The sequence below is a fragment of the Methylobacterium sp. J-043 genome, from assembly GCF_022829505.1.
GTDB classification, from domain to species: Bacteria; Pseudomonadota; Alphaproteobacteria; order Rhizobiales; family Beijerinckiaceae; genus Methylobacterium; species Methylobacterium extorquens_A.
In genome coordinates, this window is the sequence record NZ_JAKSYB010000042.1 from 250,774 (window position 1) to 266,330 (window position 15,557).

The window sequence follows — 15,557 nt, forward strand, 5'->3', positions numbered from 1 at the left end:
TCAGGCTTCAGACGTCTCGATCGCGTCGGCCGCCGCCTCGATGCCGGCCATGTCGTCGTCGGAGAGGCCGAAATGGTGGCCGATCTCGTGAACGAGGACGTGGGTGACGAGGTGGCCCAGTGTCTCGTCATGCTCGGCCCAGTAATCGAGCAGCGGCCGGCGGTAGAGCCAGACGGCGTTGGGCATCTGCCCCGTGGCGACCTCGCCCGCCTGCGCCAGGCCGACGCCGCGGAACAGGCCGAGCAGGTCGAACTCCGACTCGCAGCCCATCTCGGTCAGGGTCTCGTCGTCGGGAAAGTCATCGACGTGGATGCGAACGCCCGCGCAGAGCACCCGGAATTCCACCGGCAGGGCGGCGAAGGCGGCATCGGCGAGAGCCTCGATCTCGGCTAGGCTCGGAGCCTTGGCCCCGGCCCAGTGGCCCGCAGCCGCGTCACTCACGGCGCCGCGGGCTCGGGTGGGACGACCGGCAGCACGCAGCGGACCAGGAAGGATGCCAGATCGCTGGTGATGTGGTCGATATGCGGCTCCTGCACCGCCTCCTGCTCGAAGAGCTCGCGGAACGGATCGAGCGTCGGCGGCACCACCAGCACGGTCGCCATGCCGAGGTCGTGCGGCACCACGAGGTTGCGGGCGATGTCCTCGAACAGGGCCGAGCGCCGGGGATCGACTTCGTGGCGAAGGAGGAAGCGCTCGTAGGTGCCGCGGTCGGGCTTGGGGATGAAGTCGGCGTCGGCGATGTCGAACACGTCCTCGAAATGGTCGAGGATGCCGAGCTTGCCCGCGACCCGTTCCGCGTGGCGGCGCGAGCCGTTGGTGAGGATCAGCTTGCGCCCCGGCAGATGCCCGATCGCCGTGCCGAGGGCTTCGTCGAGCTTGATCGTCGAGTGGTCGATGTCGTGGGCGAAGTCGAGGAAGTCGTGCGGATCGACCCCTTCCTCCACCATCAGCGCCTTCAGAGTGGTGCCGTAGCGATGGTAGAAATGCTTCTGCAGCGCGCGCGCCGAGATCGCGTCGAGGCCGTAGAGCCGCATGACGTAGAGCGTGATCCGCTCGTCCACCTGCGGCCAGACCCGCGCGTCGCTCGGGTAGAGCGTGTTGTCGAGGTCGAACACCCAGGTATCGACGTGGGAGAACCCGCGGGCGTCGGGGGTGGTGAAGTGGCTCTCGCCGGGAAGCAGCAAGGGGAGGGTAACGCTCGTGAGGGGAAACGGGACGGGAATGTCCCGTCCCGTATGTAGGGAGGCGCGTCGCTCAGGGAAGCGCTGCCGTCAGGTGCGCCGGATCAGGGTGCCCGCACCGAAATCGGTGAACAGCTCGAGCAGCGCCGCGTGCGCCACCTTGCCGTTGAGGATGACCACCGCCTCCACGCCCTGTTCGAGGGCGTAGATGCAGGTCTCGACCTTCGGGATCATGCCGCCGGTGATGGTGCCGTCGGCGATCAGACGGCGGCAATCCTCGATGGTCAATTCCTGGATCAGGTTCTTGTCCTTGTCGAGCACGCCGGGCACGTCGGTGAGCAGCAGCAGGCGCTTGGCCCGCAGTGCACCCGCGATGGCGCCGGCGAAGGTGTCGGCGTTGACGTTGTAGGTCTTGCCGTCCTCGCCGTAGGCCACGGGGGCGAGGACCGGGATCAGCTCGGCCTTCAGCACCGCGTCGAGCACGCCGCGCTCGACATGCTCGGGCTCGCCGACGAGGCCGAGATCGATCGCCTGCTCGATGTTGCTGTCGGGGTCCTTGACCGTCCGCATCGCCTGCTTGGCGCGGACCATGTTGCCGTCCTTGCCGCACAGGCCGATCGCCCGGCCGCCCTCGGCGGCGATCCAGCCGACGATCTGCTTGTTGATCGAGCCGGCCAGAACCATCTCGACCACCTCGACGGTGGCCTCGTCGGTGACGCGCAAGCCGCCGCGGAACTCCGATTCGATGCCGAGCCGGGCCAGCATCTTGCCGATCTGCGGCCCGCCGCCATGCACGACGATCGGCTTCAGGCCGGATTGTTCGAGCAGCACGATATCCTCGGCGAAGTCCTCCGCCGCCGCCGGGTCGCCCATGGCGTGGCCGCCATACTTGATGACGACGATTTCCTGATCGTAGCGCTGCATATGCGGCAGCGCCTGGGTCAGGATCTCGGCACGCACATGCACGTTCGGCAACGGATCGGTCATCGCGGTCGTCCTGGCTCTCTCTCGAGTCGGAGGCGGATTCGGCACGGCTTCTAGCGCAGGCTTTGTGCGACGCGAAGAGTCCGCGTGCTCGCGATCCTGCGATGGGTGCCGTGCGAAGAGCGCTTTCGAAGAGCGCTTTCACGACATCCGATCGGCGCCGACACGTCGGACGCCGGTGGCCACCCCTTGGAACGATGCCATAGCGCCGCTTCGTGTCACTCTTGAAACGCGGCTCGGCCGATCGCGGGATCGAGGGACGGAGACGGTGAAACTCAGGTCCGGCGGGTCGAACTCTGATGCTTGTGGTCGTTGAGCTGTATTCGGGTCGTCGTTTCAGCCGATTTCAATCCGGTGCTTAAACGATGGTTAACCATCACGATCAATCATCCCCTGGTTGAACGAAGGGGGCGACCATGCTGAATGCCGATCTGGCGATGCCGCGTCCGAGTCTCACGCATCCCGGCCTGCTCGCCCGCATCGTCGAGCGTCTCGGCCAGGGCGCAGGCTCGTCCGCCGACATCTGGCGTCAGCTCACCGAGAACTACGCGGTCGATCTCGATGCCGTGGCTGCGCTCCTGCCCTGCGCCGAGCCTGAGCCGCTCTGGCTCACGGCCCGCGCCCAGGCTCGCAAGCGCTGATTCGGCACGCGCCGATCCCGCGTCAGCCGATCACCCGCAAGCCGTCGCCCGTCCGCAGCACGCCGCCGGACAGCACCTCGGCGTAGACACCGCAATCGGTGTGGCCGACCCCCTGCATGAGGGTTCTCGGGATCGACAGGTCGCGCTGGCCGGTCTGCGGATCGACATTGGTGGCTGCGCACCGCTCGGTCCGGCTCGTGATCTTCAGCCGGACGTCGCCCGCTTCCAGCACCCGGCCGACCATGTCGAGTTCGGCCCAAGGCTCCAGCCCGTCGAGATAGAGGTTGCCGCGGAAGCGCAGGGGATCCACGGGGGCGCCGACGAGATCCTCGGTCGCCGCCACGCTCGCGCGGTTGATGAGCGAGACGTAGCCGGTCGGCGAATCGGTGAAGCGGTAACCGGGTGGCGCCGTCAGCACCCGCGGCGCACCGCGCAGTTCGTTCGGCAGGAACCCCTTCATGAATTCGGCGAGCGCAGCGCGCCCCTCCGCCGTGCTCAAGTTCGCGTCCACCGCTTGCACGCCGTTCTCCTCGACCGTGAGGCGATGCGTGGCGTCGTCGAACCGGGTGCGTAGCCGCGCCAGCGCCTCGTTGCGCATCAGCATCAGGTAGGCGACCTTCGGCCGGTGGCGCGGCACGGTCTCGTTGAAGCCGGAGGGGCCGTTTTCGATGGCGTAGAGCCGGTCGCCGGGGAAGTAGCCGCTGGTTTCCAGCTCGGCCGTCTCCAGCGCCTCGGGCGAGAGGCCTTTGACCGGGTAGCGGTAGAGGGCGGCGATGCGGAGGGCGGGGCTCTGGCTCATCCGCCTTCGCTAAATCCGGGAGCGCCCGGTTTGCAACCGGGCCGGCAGGCGCACGCGCCGTCTACGGAGAATTCCGCATGGTCCGCCGCCGCGGTCTCGGCCAGCCTGCCCCCTCGCGTCAGGAGGATGAGGACAGATGGCCGAGGTCACCGCGCTCTATCGCTATCCGGTCAAGGGCCTCTCGGCCGAGCCACTTCCGGCGTTGACGCTGGCCCGCGCATCCGGCCTCGCCTTCGACCGCGAATACGCCCTCGCGCTCGGCACCACGGCCTTCGATTCGGCGAAACCCGAGCCGCTCGACAAGGGCTACTTCCTGATGCTGCGCAGCAACGAGGTGCTGGCTGCACTCGCGACGCGGTTCGACCCCGAAACCGGGCAGTTCACGATCACCCGCGACGGCGAGACGATGCTCACCGAGGATCTGACCGAGCCCGAGGGCCGCGAGGCGGTCGAACGCTTCTTCGAGGCTTATGTCGGCCCGGCGGCCAAGGGGCGGCCGCGCCTCGTGCGGGCGGCCGACCACAAGTTCACCGATGGCAGCGTGATCTCGCCGGCCTTCATGCGCGCGGTCTCGCTCATCAACCTCGCCTCGGTCCGTGCCCTGGAGGAGCGGACGGGCAGCGCGATCCACCCGTTGCGCTTCCGCGCCAACATCTACGTCGATGGGCTGGAGCCGTGGGCGGAGATGGAGTGGATCGGCCGGGAGGTGACGATCGGGAACTTACGCCTGCGGGGGCTCGCCCGCACGCCGCGCTGCGCCGCCGTCGATGTGAATCCGGAGACGGCCCGGCGCGACACCAACCTGCCCAAGGCGCTGAAACGCCATTTCGACCACGTCGATCTCGGCATTTACCTCGAAGTGCTCGCCGACGGCGCCGTGGCGGTCGGCGACCGACTTCAACAGGCCTGATTCGAATGCCCAACTGGGATGCGTTTTGGGCGCCCTCGCCCTCTTGTGTCACGTAAACGCAACACCCAATTCATCCCTGCCGGCGGCTCAGAAGAGAGCGCCGGTGTCCCGGCGGGGCTGACCCCGCGGGGCGACGCATCGGAGGCTCCGTGCCGCGTGAAGCGGGCGGAAGACCGATCCGATCCGGGGAAGGGCAACACGAAATGAATTTCGAGAAATACACCGAGCGCGCCCGCGGCTTCGTCCAGGCCGCGCAGAATCTCGCCGTCCGCGAGGGCAACCCGCAACTCGCGCCCGGCCATCTCCTCAAGGTCCTGCTCGACGATCCCGAAGGGCTCTGCGCCGGTCTCATCGACCGGGCCGGCGGCCAGTCGCGGGTCGCGCATGCGCAGGTCGAGCAATGGCTGGCCAAGCAGCCGAAGGTCTCGGGCAACTCCGCGCAGCCGCAGGCGACGCGCGAACTCGTGCGCCTGTTCGACACCGCCGAGCAGGCCGCCGAGAAGGCAGGGGATTCCTACGTCACCGTCGAACGCCTGCTTCTCGCCTTCGCCGTCGAGAAGGACGGGGAGGCCGGCCGCATCCTGACTGCGGCGGGCGTCACCGCGGCCTCGCTCAACGGCGCGATCAACGCCTTGCGCAAGGGCCGCACCGCCGACAACGCCTCGGCCGAGAACGCCTACGACGCGCTGAAGAAGTACGCCCGCGACCTCACCGAGGCCGCCCGTGAGGGCAAACTCGATCCGGTGATCGGCCGCGACGAGGAGATCCGCCGCACGATCCAGGTCCTGTCGCGGCGCACGAAGAACAATCCCGTGCTGATCGGCGAGCCCGGCGTCGGCAAGACCGCCATCGTCGAGGGCTTGGCGCTGCGCATCGTCAACGGCGACGTGCCGGAATCCCTCAAGGAGAAGAGCCTGCTGGCGCTGGACATGGGCGCGCTGATCGCCGGCGCGAAGTATCGCGGCGAGTTCGAGGAGCGGCTGAAGGGCGTGCTCTCCGAGGTGACCGCGGCGGAAGGCCAGATCATCCTGTTCATCGACGAGATGCACACGCTGGTCGGCGCCGGAAAGGCCGACGGCGCCATGGACGCCTCGAACCTCCTGAAGCCCGCGCTCGCCCGCGGCGAGCTGCACTGCGTCGGCGCGACCACGCTCGACGAGTACCGCAAGCATGTCGAGAAGGACGCGGCGCTGGCGCGGCGCTTCCAGCCCGTCTTCGTCTCCGAGCCCACCGTCGCGGACACGGTGTCGATCCTGCGCGGCATCAAGGAGAAGTACGAGCAGCACCACGGCGTGCGCATTCAGGATTCGGCGCTCGTCGCGGCGGCCACGCTGTCGAACCGCTACATCACCGACCGCTTCCTGCCCGACAAGGCGATCGACCTCGTCGACGAGGCGGGCTCGCGCCTGCGCATGCAGGTCGATTCGAAGCCGGAGGAACTCGACAACGTCGATCGTGAGATCGTGCGGCTGAAGATCGAGGGCGAGGCGCTGAAGAAGGAGACGGATTCCGCCTCCCGCGACCGGCTCCAGCGCCTGGAGAAGGAACTCGCCGACCTCGAAGAGCAATCCGCCACCATCACCGCGCGCTGGAAGGCCGAGAAGGACAAGCTGGGTGCTGCCGCCGAACTCAAGAAGAAGCTCGACGAGGCGCGCAACGACCTCGCCTCGGCGCAGCGCCAGGGCCAGTACCAGCGCGCGGGCGAACTCGCCTACGGCGTGATCCCCGGCCTGGAGAAGCAGCTCTCCGAGATCGAGGCTGCGGCCGAGAACGGGAGCGCCCGCGACGGCATGGTCGAGGAGGCGGTCACGCCGGCCCATATCGCCGGCGTCGTCTCCCGCTGGACCGGCGTGCCGGTGGACAAGATGCTGGAGGGCGAGCGCGAGAAGCTCCTGGCGATGGAGCAGGCGCTCGCCAAGCGCGTCGTCGGCCAGCGCGAGGCGGTGGAGGCGGTCTCGACCGCGGTGCGCCGGGCGCGGGCCGGCCTGCAGGATCCGAACCGGCCGATCGGCTCGTTCATGTTCCTCGGGCCGACGGGCGTCGGCAAGACCGAGCTGACCAAGGCGCTGGCCGGATTCCTGTTCGACGACGACACCGCGTTGGTCCGCATCGACATGTCCGAGTACATGGAGAAGCACGCCGTCGCCCGCCTCATCGGCGCGCCTCCGGGCTATGTCGGCTACGAGGAGGGCGGTGCGTTGACCGAAGCCGTGCGGCGCCGGCCCTATCAGGTCGTGCTGTTCGACGAGGTCGAGAAGGCGCATCCGGACGTGTTCAACGTCCTCCTGCAGGTGCTCGACGACGGGCGTCTGACGGATGGGCAGGGCCGCACGGTCGATTTCCGCAACACGCTGCTCATCATGACCTCGAACCTCGGCTCGGAGTATCTGGTGAATCAGCCGGCCGGCCAGGACACCGACGCCGTGCGCGACGAGGTGATGGGCGTGGTGCGGGGCCACTTCCGGCCCGAGTTCCTGAACCGGGTGGACGAGATCATCCTGTTCCACCGCCTCGCGCGCTCGGAGATGGGAGCGATCGTCGACATCCAGCTCGGGCGTCTGGCCAAGCTCTTGGAGGATCGCAAGATCACCCTCGACGTGGACGAGGAGGCCCGCACCTGGCTCGCCGACAAGGGCTACGACCCGGCCTACGGCGCGCGTCCGCTGAAGCGGGTGATCCAGAAGAACGTGCAGGATCCGCTGGCCGAAGCGATCCTCTCGGGGGTGATCCACGACGGCGAGACCGTGCCGGTGCGCGTCGGCCCGGCCGGGCTGATGATCGGCGACGTCGCGGCCGAGCGCCGGCCGGCAGGCGTGTTGCTGAACTAATCGGGTGAACGACAGGCCCCGGCGCGGGAGACCGCGCCGGGGCAGTCTCGGCCGGGGCCATGCCGGAACGATCCGGAGCGCCCCGTCGCCGCGCCGGAGAAGGAAACTCGATGAGGCGGATTGCTCTCGCGCTCGCGCTCTGGGCCGCCGCCGTATCGGCGCAGGCGCAGCCTGCCGAAGATCCGGCCGCGCTGCGGCTGATCGCCGGCGAGGCGGCGCTCCTCACCGCGCTCAAGAACCGCTGCCCGGCGCATGTCGGCATCGATGTCAGCTTCACCGAGACGCTGCAGGGAACCGTGCTGATGGACGGCATCCGGCAGGCGGGAAAGGAGCCCTTCATGCGGATCGTGAAGGCCGAGCAGGCCCGGATCCGCGCCGAGATCGAGGCGACGGGGGTCGCCGCGTGGTGTCAGCGTCAGAAGTTGCGCCTCGAACGCCCCTATCCGGACGTGTTCCGCCCCGGGTAATCAGCTCGGCATACCCTCGTCTTGCGTTGCAGCGAAATCCCATCGACAACGAGTGGATGACCGCCGAGACGATCACCTACGCCATCGGCGACATCCACGGCTGCGCCGATCTGCTCGACCGCCTGCTGGAACGCATCGAGGCCCATGCGGGGGGCTGCGCCAGGAAGCTCGTCTTCCTCGGCGATTACATCGATCGCGGGCCCGACAGCGCGCGGGTGATCGAGACCCTGCGCCGCCTGCAATGGCGCGAGCCGGAGGACGTGGTCTGCCTCATGGGCAACCACGAGGAGATGTTGCTGAAGAGCCTGCGCGAGCCCGGCGCCCTCGACCATTGGGTCTATAACGGCGGCGCCGAGACTCTCGCGTCGTTCGACGTGTCGGGGCCGGAAGAGCTGCCTGGCGAGATGCTCGACTGGATCGAGGCCCTGCCAACCCTGCACGAGGATGCGCAGCGCTGGTACGTCCATGCCGGCTTCCGCCCCGAAGGGGAGGTGCCGGACCCCGACCTCCACAACCGGCTGTGGATCCGTGAGCCGTTCCTGTCCGAGGACCACGATTTCGGCCGCCACGTCGTCCACGGCCACACGCCGCAGACCCGCGGCGGGCCGGATTGCCGCCGCTTCCGCACCAATCTCGACACGGGCGCGGTCTATGGCAACGCGCTGACGGCGGGCGTCTTTTCGCAGGCGCAGGGCCCGGCCGTGGAGTTTTTGCGGGTCTCGGCTCAGGCTTGACCGCCGGAGCCGACTCGCCCTAGCTTTTCGCCGTGGCCCCGTACAGCCCGCCGCTCGCACCCCTCGGGGAACGGTGAATGTACGGCCGACCTCGGAACGACCCCTTGTTTGGGCCGCCTGTCAGCAACGCGAGCACTGACGCCGAACGCGCCCAAGCGAAGGTTCGACCATGCTCGACATCTCGAACGCCAAATCGATGGCCAGGACGCTGCGCACCTCGTTGTCGGAGCGCCGCATCGACCTCCCCCACAGTACTTGCCACGAACTCGTCGCCCGGCAGTTCGGCTTCTCCGACTGGAACGTCCTGTCGGCCCGGCTGGAAGAGCGGGAACCGCCGAGCGTCACGCCGCTGACACTGCCGAAGGACTGGTTCGTCGTCGGCTCCGTCGGCGATACCACGCACCGGCTCGGCCTCGATCCCGATCGACCGGGCGCCGCGTTAATCGAAAGCATCGTCGCGCGCGGCCAAGGCAAGGATTTGACGGGGCTGATCGCCGTGCTGATGCAGAGCATCGGCGCGCAGGACTTCCTTGGGCAGCGCCTGAGGCTCACGGCCGAGCTGAAAGTCGAGGATGCGGACGCTGCCACGTTGTGGATGCGTGTCGATGGCTACGAGCGGCGCGGCTTAAGCTTCGACAACATAATGGAGCGACAGACCGACGGTCCGCTCAAGGGAACCGCGAATTGGACCCGGCGCACCACCGTCCTCGATGTGCCGGAGCAGGCCGCCAGCCTCCATTATGGGTTCTTCCTCAAGGGCTACGGGCGAGTCTGGGCGCGAAACGTCCGGATCGAGGCCGTCGGGGGTGAGATCCCGGTGACGATGACCCGGCTCGGCGAGACGGGCGACGTGAGCCGGATGCCCAGGCGGCCGGCCAATCTCGATTTCTGTGAGCGTTGAGGTTTCGTCACCGGACCGGCTTGAACCCGGCGTCGGCTCCCTCTCTAACAGGGCCTAACCGCGGCCGTTCGTGCCGCGGATGAGGAGCCGACGCCGATGGATGCGCCCGCAGAGCCCCGCAAGCGGACCGAGGAGCGGGCCATGGCCCGCCTCGCACTCCGCTTCACCGATTGGGCGGAGAAGTGGTTTCCCGACGCCTTCGTGTTCGTCGCCATCGCCGTCGTGATCGTGGCGTCGGCGGCGCTCATCAACGGTGCGCCGGTCCAGGCGGTGTCGAAGAGCTTCGGCGACGGGTTCTGGACCCTGATCCCCTTCACCATGCAGATGGTCTTCGTCACCATCGGCGGCTACGTGGTGGCGACATCCGCTCCGATGCAGGCCCTGATCGACCGGATGGCACTGGTGCCGAAGACCGGCCGCGGCGCTATCGGCTACGTGGCACTCGCCACCATGCTCTCCTCGCTCCTGAGCTGGGGCCTGAGCCTGATCTTCGGCGGCCTGCTCGCCCGCGCGCTGGCGCGGCGTACCGAGTTGCGGATGGATTACCGCGCGGCCGGCGCCGCCGCCTATCTGGGCTTGGGCGCCACATGGGCGATGGGTCTGTCCTCGTCCGCGGCACAGCTTCAGGCCAACCCGAAAAGCCTGCCGCCGGGCCTCTTGCCGATCACAGGCGTGATCCCGTTCAGCGAGACGATCTTCCTGTGGCAGTCGATCCTGATCGCCGCCATCCTCGTGGTGATGTCGGCGCTGATCGCGCTCGCTTCCGCGCCGGGCCGCGAGACGGCGGTGACGGCGCAGGATCTCGGCGTCGATGTCTCCAAACAGGAAGACAGCGTCGCGCCGCCCAAGCAGCCCGGCGAGTGGCTGGAGCACGCGCCCGTCCTGACGATCCTCATCGGCCTGCTGGCGGCGGGCTGGCTGATCCAGGAGTTCGCGCGCCAGGATTGGATGATCGCGATCTCCAACCTCAACACCTACAACTTCCTGTTCCTCATGGCCGGCTTCGTGCTGCACTGGCGGCCCAAGCGCTTCCTGGCCGCGCTCTCCAAGGCGGTTCCGGCCACCGCCGGCATCCTGATCCAGTTCCCGTTCTACGCCGCCATCGCCGCGATCCTCACGGGCGCCAAGAACGCCGCCGGCCACAGCCTCTCGGACGTCATCGCCCACGCCTTCGTGGCGATGAACACGCAAGGCAGCTTCCCGCTCGCCATGGGCGTCTACTCGGCGCTGCTCGGCTTCTTCATCCCCTCGGGCGGCGGCAAGTGGCTCTTGGAGGCGCCCTACGTGATGCAGGCGGCCAACGAGCTGAAGGTACATCTCGGCTGGGCGGTGCAGGTCTACAACGCGGCCGAGGCGCTGCCGAACCTCATCAACCCGTTCTTCATGCTGCCGCTGCTCGGAATTCTGGGCTTGAAGGCCCGCGACATCGTCGGCTTCAGCTTTCTTCAGCTCATCGTCCACCTGCCGGTGGTGCTGTTCCTGCTCTGGGCGCTCGCCTTCACGCTGGAATACCACCCGCCGGTCATACCGGGGTGATACCCCCGTCTCCTGTTTCGCATCGTCCCGAAAGCCGGTGTCCGTCTTTCGGGACGATGCTCTACGGGCGGCCCTGCGGCGGGCCGCCCATCACGATCACGCCGGCATCCATGAGGCCGCGCGCCTCGTCGCCGGTGCCCGTGGCCAGCAGTGAAAAGCTGATGGGGCGTTGCGGCCCGCGGTCGTGACCGGTGCCGCCTTCCGACCAATAGCTCGTCGCGAGCGGAGAGAATTCACTCGCCATTCCGGATTCCGTGAGCCCTTCTCTGCGCGCTCGCGCGTCGATGCGCGGCAAGATGCTTTTCGCCCTCACGCCGAGGCGCGCCGGCAGGCCGTCGCGAAGGGCCGACCAGACGGTAAAGATGAGGCAGTGTCTGCCGTCGGCATCCCGCCCCCACGAGGCGACGTAGCGCGGCGACAGCAGCTCGATTGCCTGTTCCCGGTTCGGAACGCGGGAGGGAAGCTGATCGAGCGCGTCGCGTGAAGCGGGCCGCGTCGCGAGACCCTCGAACGGGGTGCGGCCGTGGCGGATGTAGCCGAGGCAATCCTCAAAGATCAGCCGCATCACCAGCGGCTCGTTCTCCTCGATCTCCGCGGCGTGAGCGGGCGAGGCCCCGAGGCAAACGGCGAACAGAAGCCAGGACCTAAGCATGCGTCCTCCTGCGGGCTCAGCCTGAGCGCCGAGGTTCAACGCCGCGCCGGCACCAGCACCGCAAGGGCCGCGAGCAGCCAGCCGGCCATCAGCACGACGCCGCCGCTCGGGGCCGCCATGGCAAATAGGGGCGTGCCCGTCAGCGCCCGCAGGGCGAGATCGCCCGAGAACAGCGCGAGGCCGACGAGCAGGGCCGCTGCGGCGAGGCGCGCAAGCCCGCCGCGAACGAAGCCGGTCGCGGCAAGACCCGTGAGCGCCAGCACGGCGGGGGCGTGGAACAGCAGGAATTGCGCGGCGGTTTTCAGCGTCTCGCCGCCGCTGGTATGGGCGGCCGCAGCACTCGCCGCGACGCCGAGCCCGCCGGCGAGTGCGGCCAGGGCAGCGAGGACGCGGTCGAGGCCGGTCACGCGCCGCGCTCCTGCAGCAGTCGGGCGATGCTCGCGCGCAGTTCGGCCACGCCGCGGTCGTCGCGGCTCGAGGTCAGCAGCACTTCGGGATAAGCCGCCGGGCGCTTGGCCAAAGCGGTATGGATGCCGGCAATCCGCCGTTCGATCTCCGCCTTCTTCAGCGCGTCGCCCTTGGTCAGAACGATTTGATAGGAGACCGCCGCCTTATCGAGCCCGTCGAGCAGATCGGTGTCGATCTCCTTGAGGCCGTGCCGGGAATCGATCAGCAGGTAGACGCGCGCCAGGTTCGACCGGCCCTTGAGGTAGGCGTGGATCAGCTTGGTCCAGGCCTCGACCTTGGCCTTCTCCACCGCCGCGTAGCCGTAGCCCGGCATGTCGACGAGGGTCAGGCGCTCGCCGATCCGGAAGAAGTTGAGCTGCTGGGTGCGCCCCGGCGTGTGCGAGGTCCGCGCGAGCGTGTTGCGCCCGGTCAGGGCGTTGACGAGGCTTGACTTGCCGACATTGGAGCGGCCGGCAAAGGCAATCTCGACACCCTCCATCGGCGGCAACGCCCCGAGGGCCGGGGCAGCGGTGGTGAAGTCCGCAGCTCCGGCAAACAGCAGGCGGCCGGCTTCGAGTAGTTCGGGGGAGGGGGCGTCTGTGGGGTCGTCGGTCATGGGGCTGCGCGCTTCTTCCCCCCTTGCAGGCAAGGGGAGGGGTGGGGGGATGAGGCCGATGGCGATGCGGTCCGCACCGCCATCGGCCTCATCCCCGCTAAAGCATCGTCCCGAAAGGCGGTGGCCACCCCCGGAAAACAATGATGCAAAAACAAGTGCCGAGAGCGTCGTCCCGGATCCGATATCCAGGACGACGCTCTCGGGGAGGAGGTCGGCGCTCAACGGGCGAGCGTCAGCTCTTAGACTCAGCCCTTGGCCGCGGCGCTCTTGTTGCCGCGTTTGAACATGCCCTTGAGGTTGTCCCACAACTCCACCTTCACGCCGTTACGGCGCATGATGACGTATTGCTGGATCACCGAGAGGGTGTTGTTCCAGGCCCAGTAGATCACGAGGCCGGCGGGGAACGAGCCGAGCATGAAGGTGAACACGATCGGCATGAAGGCGAAGACCTGCGCCTGAACCGGGTCCGGCGGCGCGGGGTTCATCTTCATCTGGATGAACATCGTGATGCCCATGATGATCGGCCACACGCCCAGATGGATCGGGATGTACTCGGGCGGCGTGAACGGAAGCAGGCCGAACAGGTTGACGATGCTCGTCGGATCGGGCGCGGCCAGATCCTGAATCCAACCGAAGAACGGCGCGTGCCGCATCTCGATGGTGATGAACAGCACCTTGTAGAGCGCGAAGAAGACCGGGATCTGGATCAGCACCGGCCAGCAGCCGGCGACCGGATTGATCTTCTCCTTCTTGTATAGCTCCATCATCGCCTGTTGCTGCTTCGTCCGGTCGTCCTTGTAGCGCTCCCGGATGGAGGTCATCTCCGGCTGCACGGCCTTCATCTTGGCCATGGAGACGTAGGAGCGGTTGGCGATCGGCAGGAAGAACAGCTTCAGGATCAGCGTCACGAGCAGGATCGAGACGCCGAAATTGCCCAGGAGGTGGAAGAAGAAGTCGAGCGCCCGGAACATCGGCTTGGTCAGGAACCAGAACCAGCCCCAGTCGATCATCAGGTCGAACTGCTTGATCCCGAGCTCGCGCTCGTAGGCGTTGATCTGGTTGACCTCCTTGGCACCCGCGAACAGGCGCTGGGTCGTGGCCGACGACGCGTTCGGCGCCACGGTGACGGCGTCACCCCGCACGGAGGTCTGGTAGATCTTGGTCGCGCCGTCGGTGCGCTCGGTGAAGGCGCCGGTGAAGGGCTTGCCCTGCTCCGGGATCGTGGCGGCGGCCCAGTACTTGTCGGTGATGCCGACCCAGCCGCCGGTCACGTTCGTCCACGCCTTGCCGAGCGTGGCGGGACCGCCATAGGCCGCTTCCTTGCCGACCTTGTCGTAGGTGTATTCGTGCAGGCCGTCATTGCCGAGTACGCCGATCAGGCCCTCGTGCAGGACGTAGTAGCCCTGGGTCTGCGGCTTACCCCAGCGCGAGACGAGGCTGTAGGGATAGAGCGTGACGGGGTTGGCCGAGGTGTTCTCCACCTCATCGCGCACCGTGAACATGAACTTGTCGTCCACGGCGACGAGGCGCTTGAAGACGAGGCCCTGGCCATTGTCCCAGGTCAGCGTCAGCGGCCGGCCGGGCGCCAGCAGGTCGCCATCCGCCTTCCAGAGGGTGTCGGCGTTGGGCAGCGGGCCCGCATTGGCGCCGACCCAGCCGAACTCGGCGTAGTACGGGTTGGCGGAGCCGGTCGGCGAGAGCAGCACGATGCGCGGGCTCTCGTCGCTGACGGTCTCGTGGTAGTTCTTCAAGCTCACGTCGTCGATGCGCGCGCCCTTGAGGCCGATCGAGCCGTAGAGGGCCGGCGTGTCGATGCGGACGCGCGCGGAGCGGGCCAGCGCATCCTCGCGGGAGATGGGCCCCTGCGCGGCGGCGCCCGGCAGGGTGCCGGGAGCAGGCGCGTTGGGGCTGCCCTCGCGCGGACTCGGCGACGGGATGCCGTCGGCCGTCTGCGGTGCGCCCGTCTGTGCGGTCTGGCTCTGCGCCGCCTGTCGCTGCCGCTCGCTGGCCGGCCCGGTGACGAAGTAATGCCAGCCAAGCAGGACCACCAGCGACAAGGCGATGGCGACGAACATGTTCGTCTTGTCGTTACCCATCGGTCGATCCGTCAGGCGCTTTCGATGTGGGGGGAAAGGGCGGAGTGCCGCCAGCCGTCGCGCCGCGCCCGGAGCGGGAGCCGCCGCGTCGCGGCGTGGTCGGCCGGGCGGTGTCGCCGGAGCGCGGCGTGGCCGGGCGCGTCACGGAATGGAGCGCGCGGCGCAGATCCGCGACGAGGCTATCGAACGAGGCGTCGAGGGCGGGGCGTCGGGCGATCACCACGACATCCGCTCCGATCGCAGGCGCATCCGCCGCCACGGCGGCAACGGCGCTACGCAGGCGTCGCCGTATCCGGTTGCGTTCGGTCGCATGCCCTACGCGCTTGGTGATGGTGAAGCCGAGGAAGAGGCCCTCGGCGGTCGCGCCGTCGCGCGTCTCGCCCGGATCGCGCAGGCGCCCTTGGGCGCTCATGCGGTCCGTATGAAAGCGCCGGCCCTGGGCGGCTGCCAGGAAATCCGGGCGCCGCCGGAGACGTCCGATCGTCGGCACGGGCGCTCCGATCCCGATTCGCGGGCTCGTGTTGCAAGAGGCGGCGTCGCGCGAAGGCGGCGCCGCGGGACGTATCAGGCCGAGAGGCGCTTGCGGCCGTGCGCGCGGCGGGCCGCGATGACCTTGCGGCCGCCGGCGGTGGCCATGCGGGCGCGGAAGCCGTGGCGGCGCTTCCGAACGAGCTTGCTGGGCTGATAGGTTCTCTTCATGGTCGGTCTCCGGCGGCCGAGGTATCGACCCGGTGGCGCTGCCGATGAGCGCGCGGACCGTGCGTG

Annotated in this window: 17 protein-coding genes; 7 read left to right on the forward strand and 10 right to left on the reverse strand. The window is 68.2% G+C overall.

What is annotated here, in order from left to right:
* The 3 genes from MKK50_RS10260 to argB all read right to left on the reverse strand — a co-directional run bounded on the left by MKK50_RS10260 (window position 1) and on the right by argB (window position 2,168).
* Window positions 1-441, reverse strand: a complete 441-nt coding sequence (locus MKK50_RS10260) for a metallopeptidase family protein (protein WP_499022027.1) — start codon at window positions 439-441, stop codon at window positions 1-3.
* Window positions 438-1,184, reverse strand: coding sequence for a pyrimidine 5'-nucleotidase (locus tag MKK50_RS10265; RefSeq protein WP_499022029.1), 747 nt, complete (start codon window positions 1,182-1,184; stop codon window positions 438-440). The genes MKK50_RS10260 and MKK50_RS10265 overlap by 4 nt, the downstream gene beginning before the upstream one ends.
* 87 nt (window positions 1,185-1,271) lie before the next feature.
* Window positions 1,272-2,168: an acetylglutamate kinase gene (gene argB / locus MKK50_RS10270; RefSeq protein ID WP_499022030.1), complete on the reverse strand. Its 897-nt coding sequence runs from the start codon at window positions 2,166-2,168 to the stop codon at window positions 1,272-1,274.
* A 413-nt stretch (window positions 2,169-2,581) separates the two neighbouring features.
* On the opposite strand from argB, the gene MKK50_RS10275 reads away from it, so the two are divergent.
* A complete protein-coding gene (locus MKK50_RS10275; protein ID WP_060769852.1) occupies window positions 2,582-2,806 on the forward strand; it encodes a hypothetical protein in 225 nt (74 codons plus the stop codon).
* Between the two features lie 22 nt (window positions 2,807-2,828).
* Here MKK50_RS10275 and MKK50_RS10280 read toward each other — a convergent pair whose 3' ends face one another.
* Window positions 2,829-3,605 (reverse strand): MOSC domain-containing protein, encoded by a 777-nt coding sequence (locus MKK50_RS10280; RefSeq protein ID WP_499022032.1) that lies wholly within the window; start codon window positions 3,603-3,605, stop codon window positions 2,829-2,831.
* Window positions 3,606-3,741: 136 nt separating this feature from the next.
* Here MKK50_RS10280 and MKK50_RS10285 point away from each other — a divergent pair, with 136 nt between their 5' ends.
* The 6 genes from MKK50_RS10285 to MKK50_RS10310 all read left to right on the forward strand — a co-directional run bounded on the left by MKK50_RS10285 (window position 3,742) and on the right by MKK50_RS10310 (window position 10,981).
* Window positions 3,742-4,515 carry an MOSC domain-containing protein gene (locus MKK50_RS10285; protein ID WP_499022033.1) on the forward strand — a complete coding sequence of 258 codons (774 nt, stop codon included), beginning with the start codon at window positions 3,742-3,744 and terminating at the stop codon, window positions 4,513-4,515.
* A gap of 203 nt (window positions 4,516-4,718) precedes the next feature.
* Window positions 4,719-7,343, forward strand: coding sequence for an ATP-dependent chaperone ClpB (gene clpB, locus MKK50_RS10290; protein WP_499022035.1), 2,625 nt, complete (start codon window positions 4,719-4,721; stop codon window positions 7,341-7,343).
* Window positions 7,344-7,453: 110 nt separating this feature from the next.
* On the forward strand, window positions 7,454-7,810 hold the full coding sequence (locus MKK50_RS10295) for a hypothetical protein (protein ID WP_499022037.1): 357 nt from the start codon (window positions 7,454-7,456) through the stop codon (window positions 7,808-7,810).
* Between the two features lie 56 nt (window positions 7,811-7,866).
* Window positions 7,867-8,544, forward strand: coding sequence for a metallophosphoesterase family protein (locus MKK50_RS10300; protein ID WP_499022039.1), 678 nt, complete (start codon window positions 7,867-7,869; stop codon window positions 8,542-8,544).
* A gap of 169 nt (window positions 8,545-8,713) precedes the next feature.
* A complete protein-coding gene (locus MKK50_RS10305; RefSeq protein WP_499022040.1) occupies window positions 8,714-9,445 on the forward strand; it encodes a glyoxalase superfamily protein in 732 nt (243 codons plus the stop codon).
* Between the two features lie 96 nt (window positions 9,446-9,541).
* Entirely contained in the window at window positions 9,542-10,981 is a 1,440-nt protein-coding gene (locus tag MKK50_RS10310) for a short-chain fatty acid transporter (RefSeq protein ID WP_253372469.1), read from the forward strand.
* 61 nt (window positions 10,982-11,042) lie between these two features.
* Here the strand turns inward: MKK50_RS10310 and MKK50_RS10315 are convergent, their stop codons facing one another.
* The 6 genes from MKK50_RS10315 to rpmH form a co-directional block, all read right to left on the reverse strand.
* The gene (locus MKK50_RS10315; RefSeq protein WP_499022100.1) at window positions 11,043-11,546 is read right to left on the reverse strand and encodes a hypothetical protein; all 504 of its coding nucleotides are present in this window, start codon (window positions 11,544-11,546) and stop codon (window positions 11,043-11,045) included.
* Window positions 11,547-11,668: 122 nt separating this feature from the next.
* Window positions 11,669-12,040, reverse strand: coding sequence for a DUF423 domain-containing protein (locus MKK50_RS10320; RefSeq protein WP_499022042.1), 372 nt, complete (start codon window positions 12,038-12,040; stop codon window positions 11,669-11,671).
* Window positions 12,037-12,696, reverse strand: a complete 660-nt coding sequence (yihA, locus tag MKK50_RS10325; protein ID WP_253372463.1) for a ribosome biogenesis GTP-binding protein YihA/YsxC — start codon at window positions 12,694-12,696, stop codon at window positions 12,037-12,039. Before yihA ends, MKK50_RS10320 begins: the two co-directional genes overlap by 4 nt.
* A 245-nt stretch (window positions 12,697-12,941) precedes the next feature.
* Entirely contained in the window at window positions 12,942-14,792 is a 1,851-nt protein-coding gene (gene yidC / locus MKK50_RS10330) for a membrane protein insertase YidC (protein ID WP_499022044.1), read from the reverse strand.
* On the reverse strand, window positions 14,785-15,282 hold the full coding sequence (rnpA, locus tag MKK50_RS10335) for a ribonuclease P protein component (RefSeq protein WP_499022045.1): 498 nt from the start codon (window positions 15,280-15,282) through the stop codon (window positions 14,785-14,787). The genes yidC and rnpA overlap by 8 nt, the downstream gene beginning before the upstream one ends.
* Before the next feature lie 74 nt (window positions 15,283-15,356).
* Entirely contained in the window at window positions 15,357-15,491 is a 135-nt protein-coding gene (rpmH, locus tag MKK50_RS10340; RefSeq protein ID WP_012253788.1) for a 50S ribosomal protein L34, read from the reverse strand.
* Window positions 15,492-15,557: the final 66 nt, after the last annotated feature.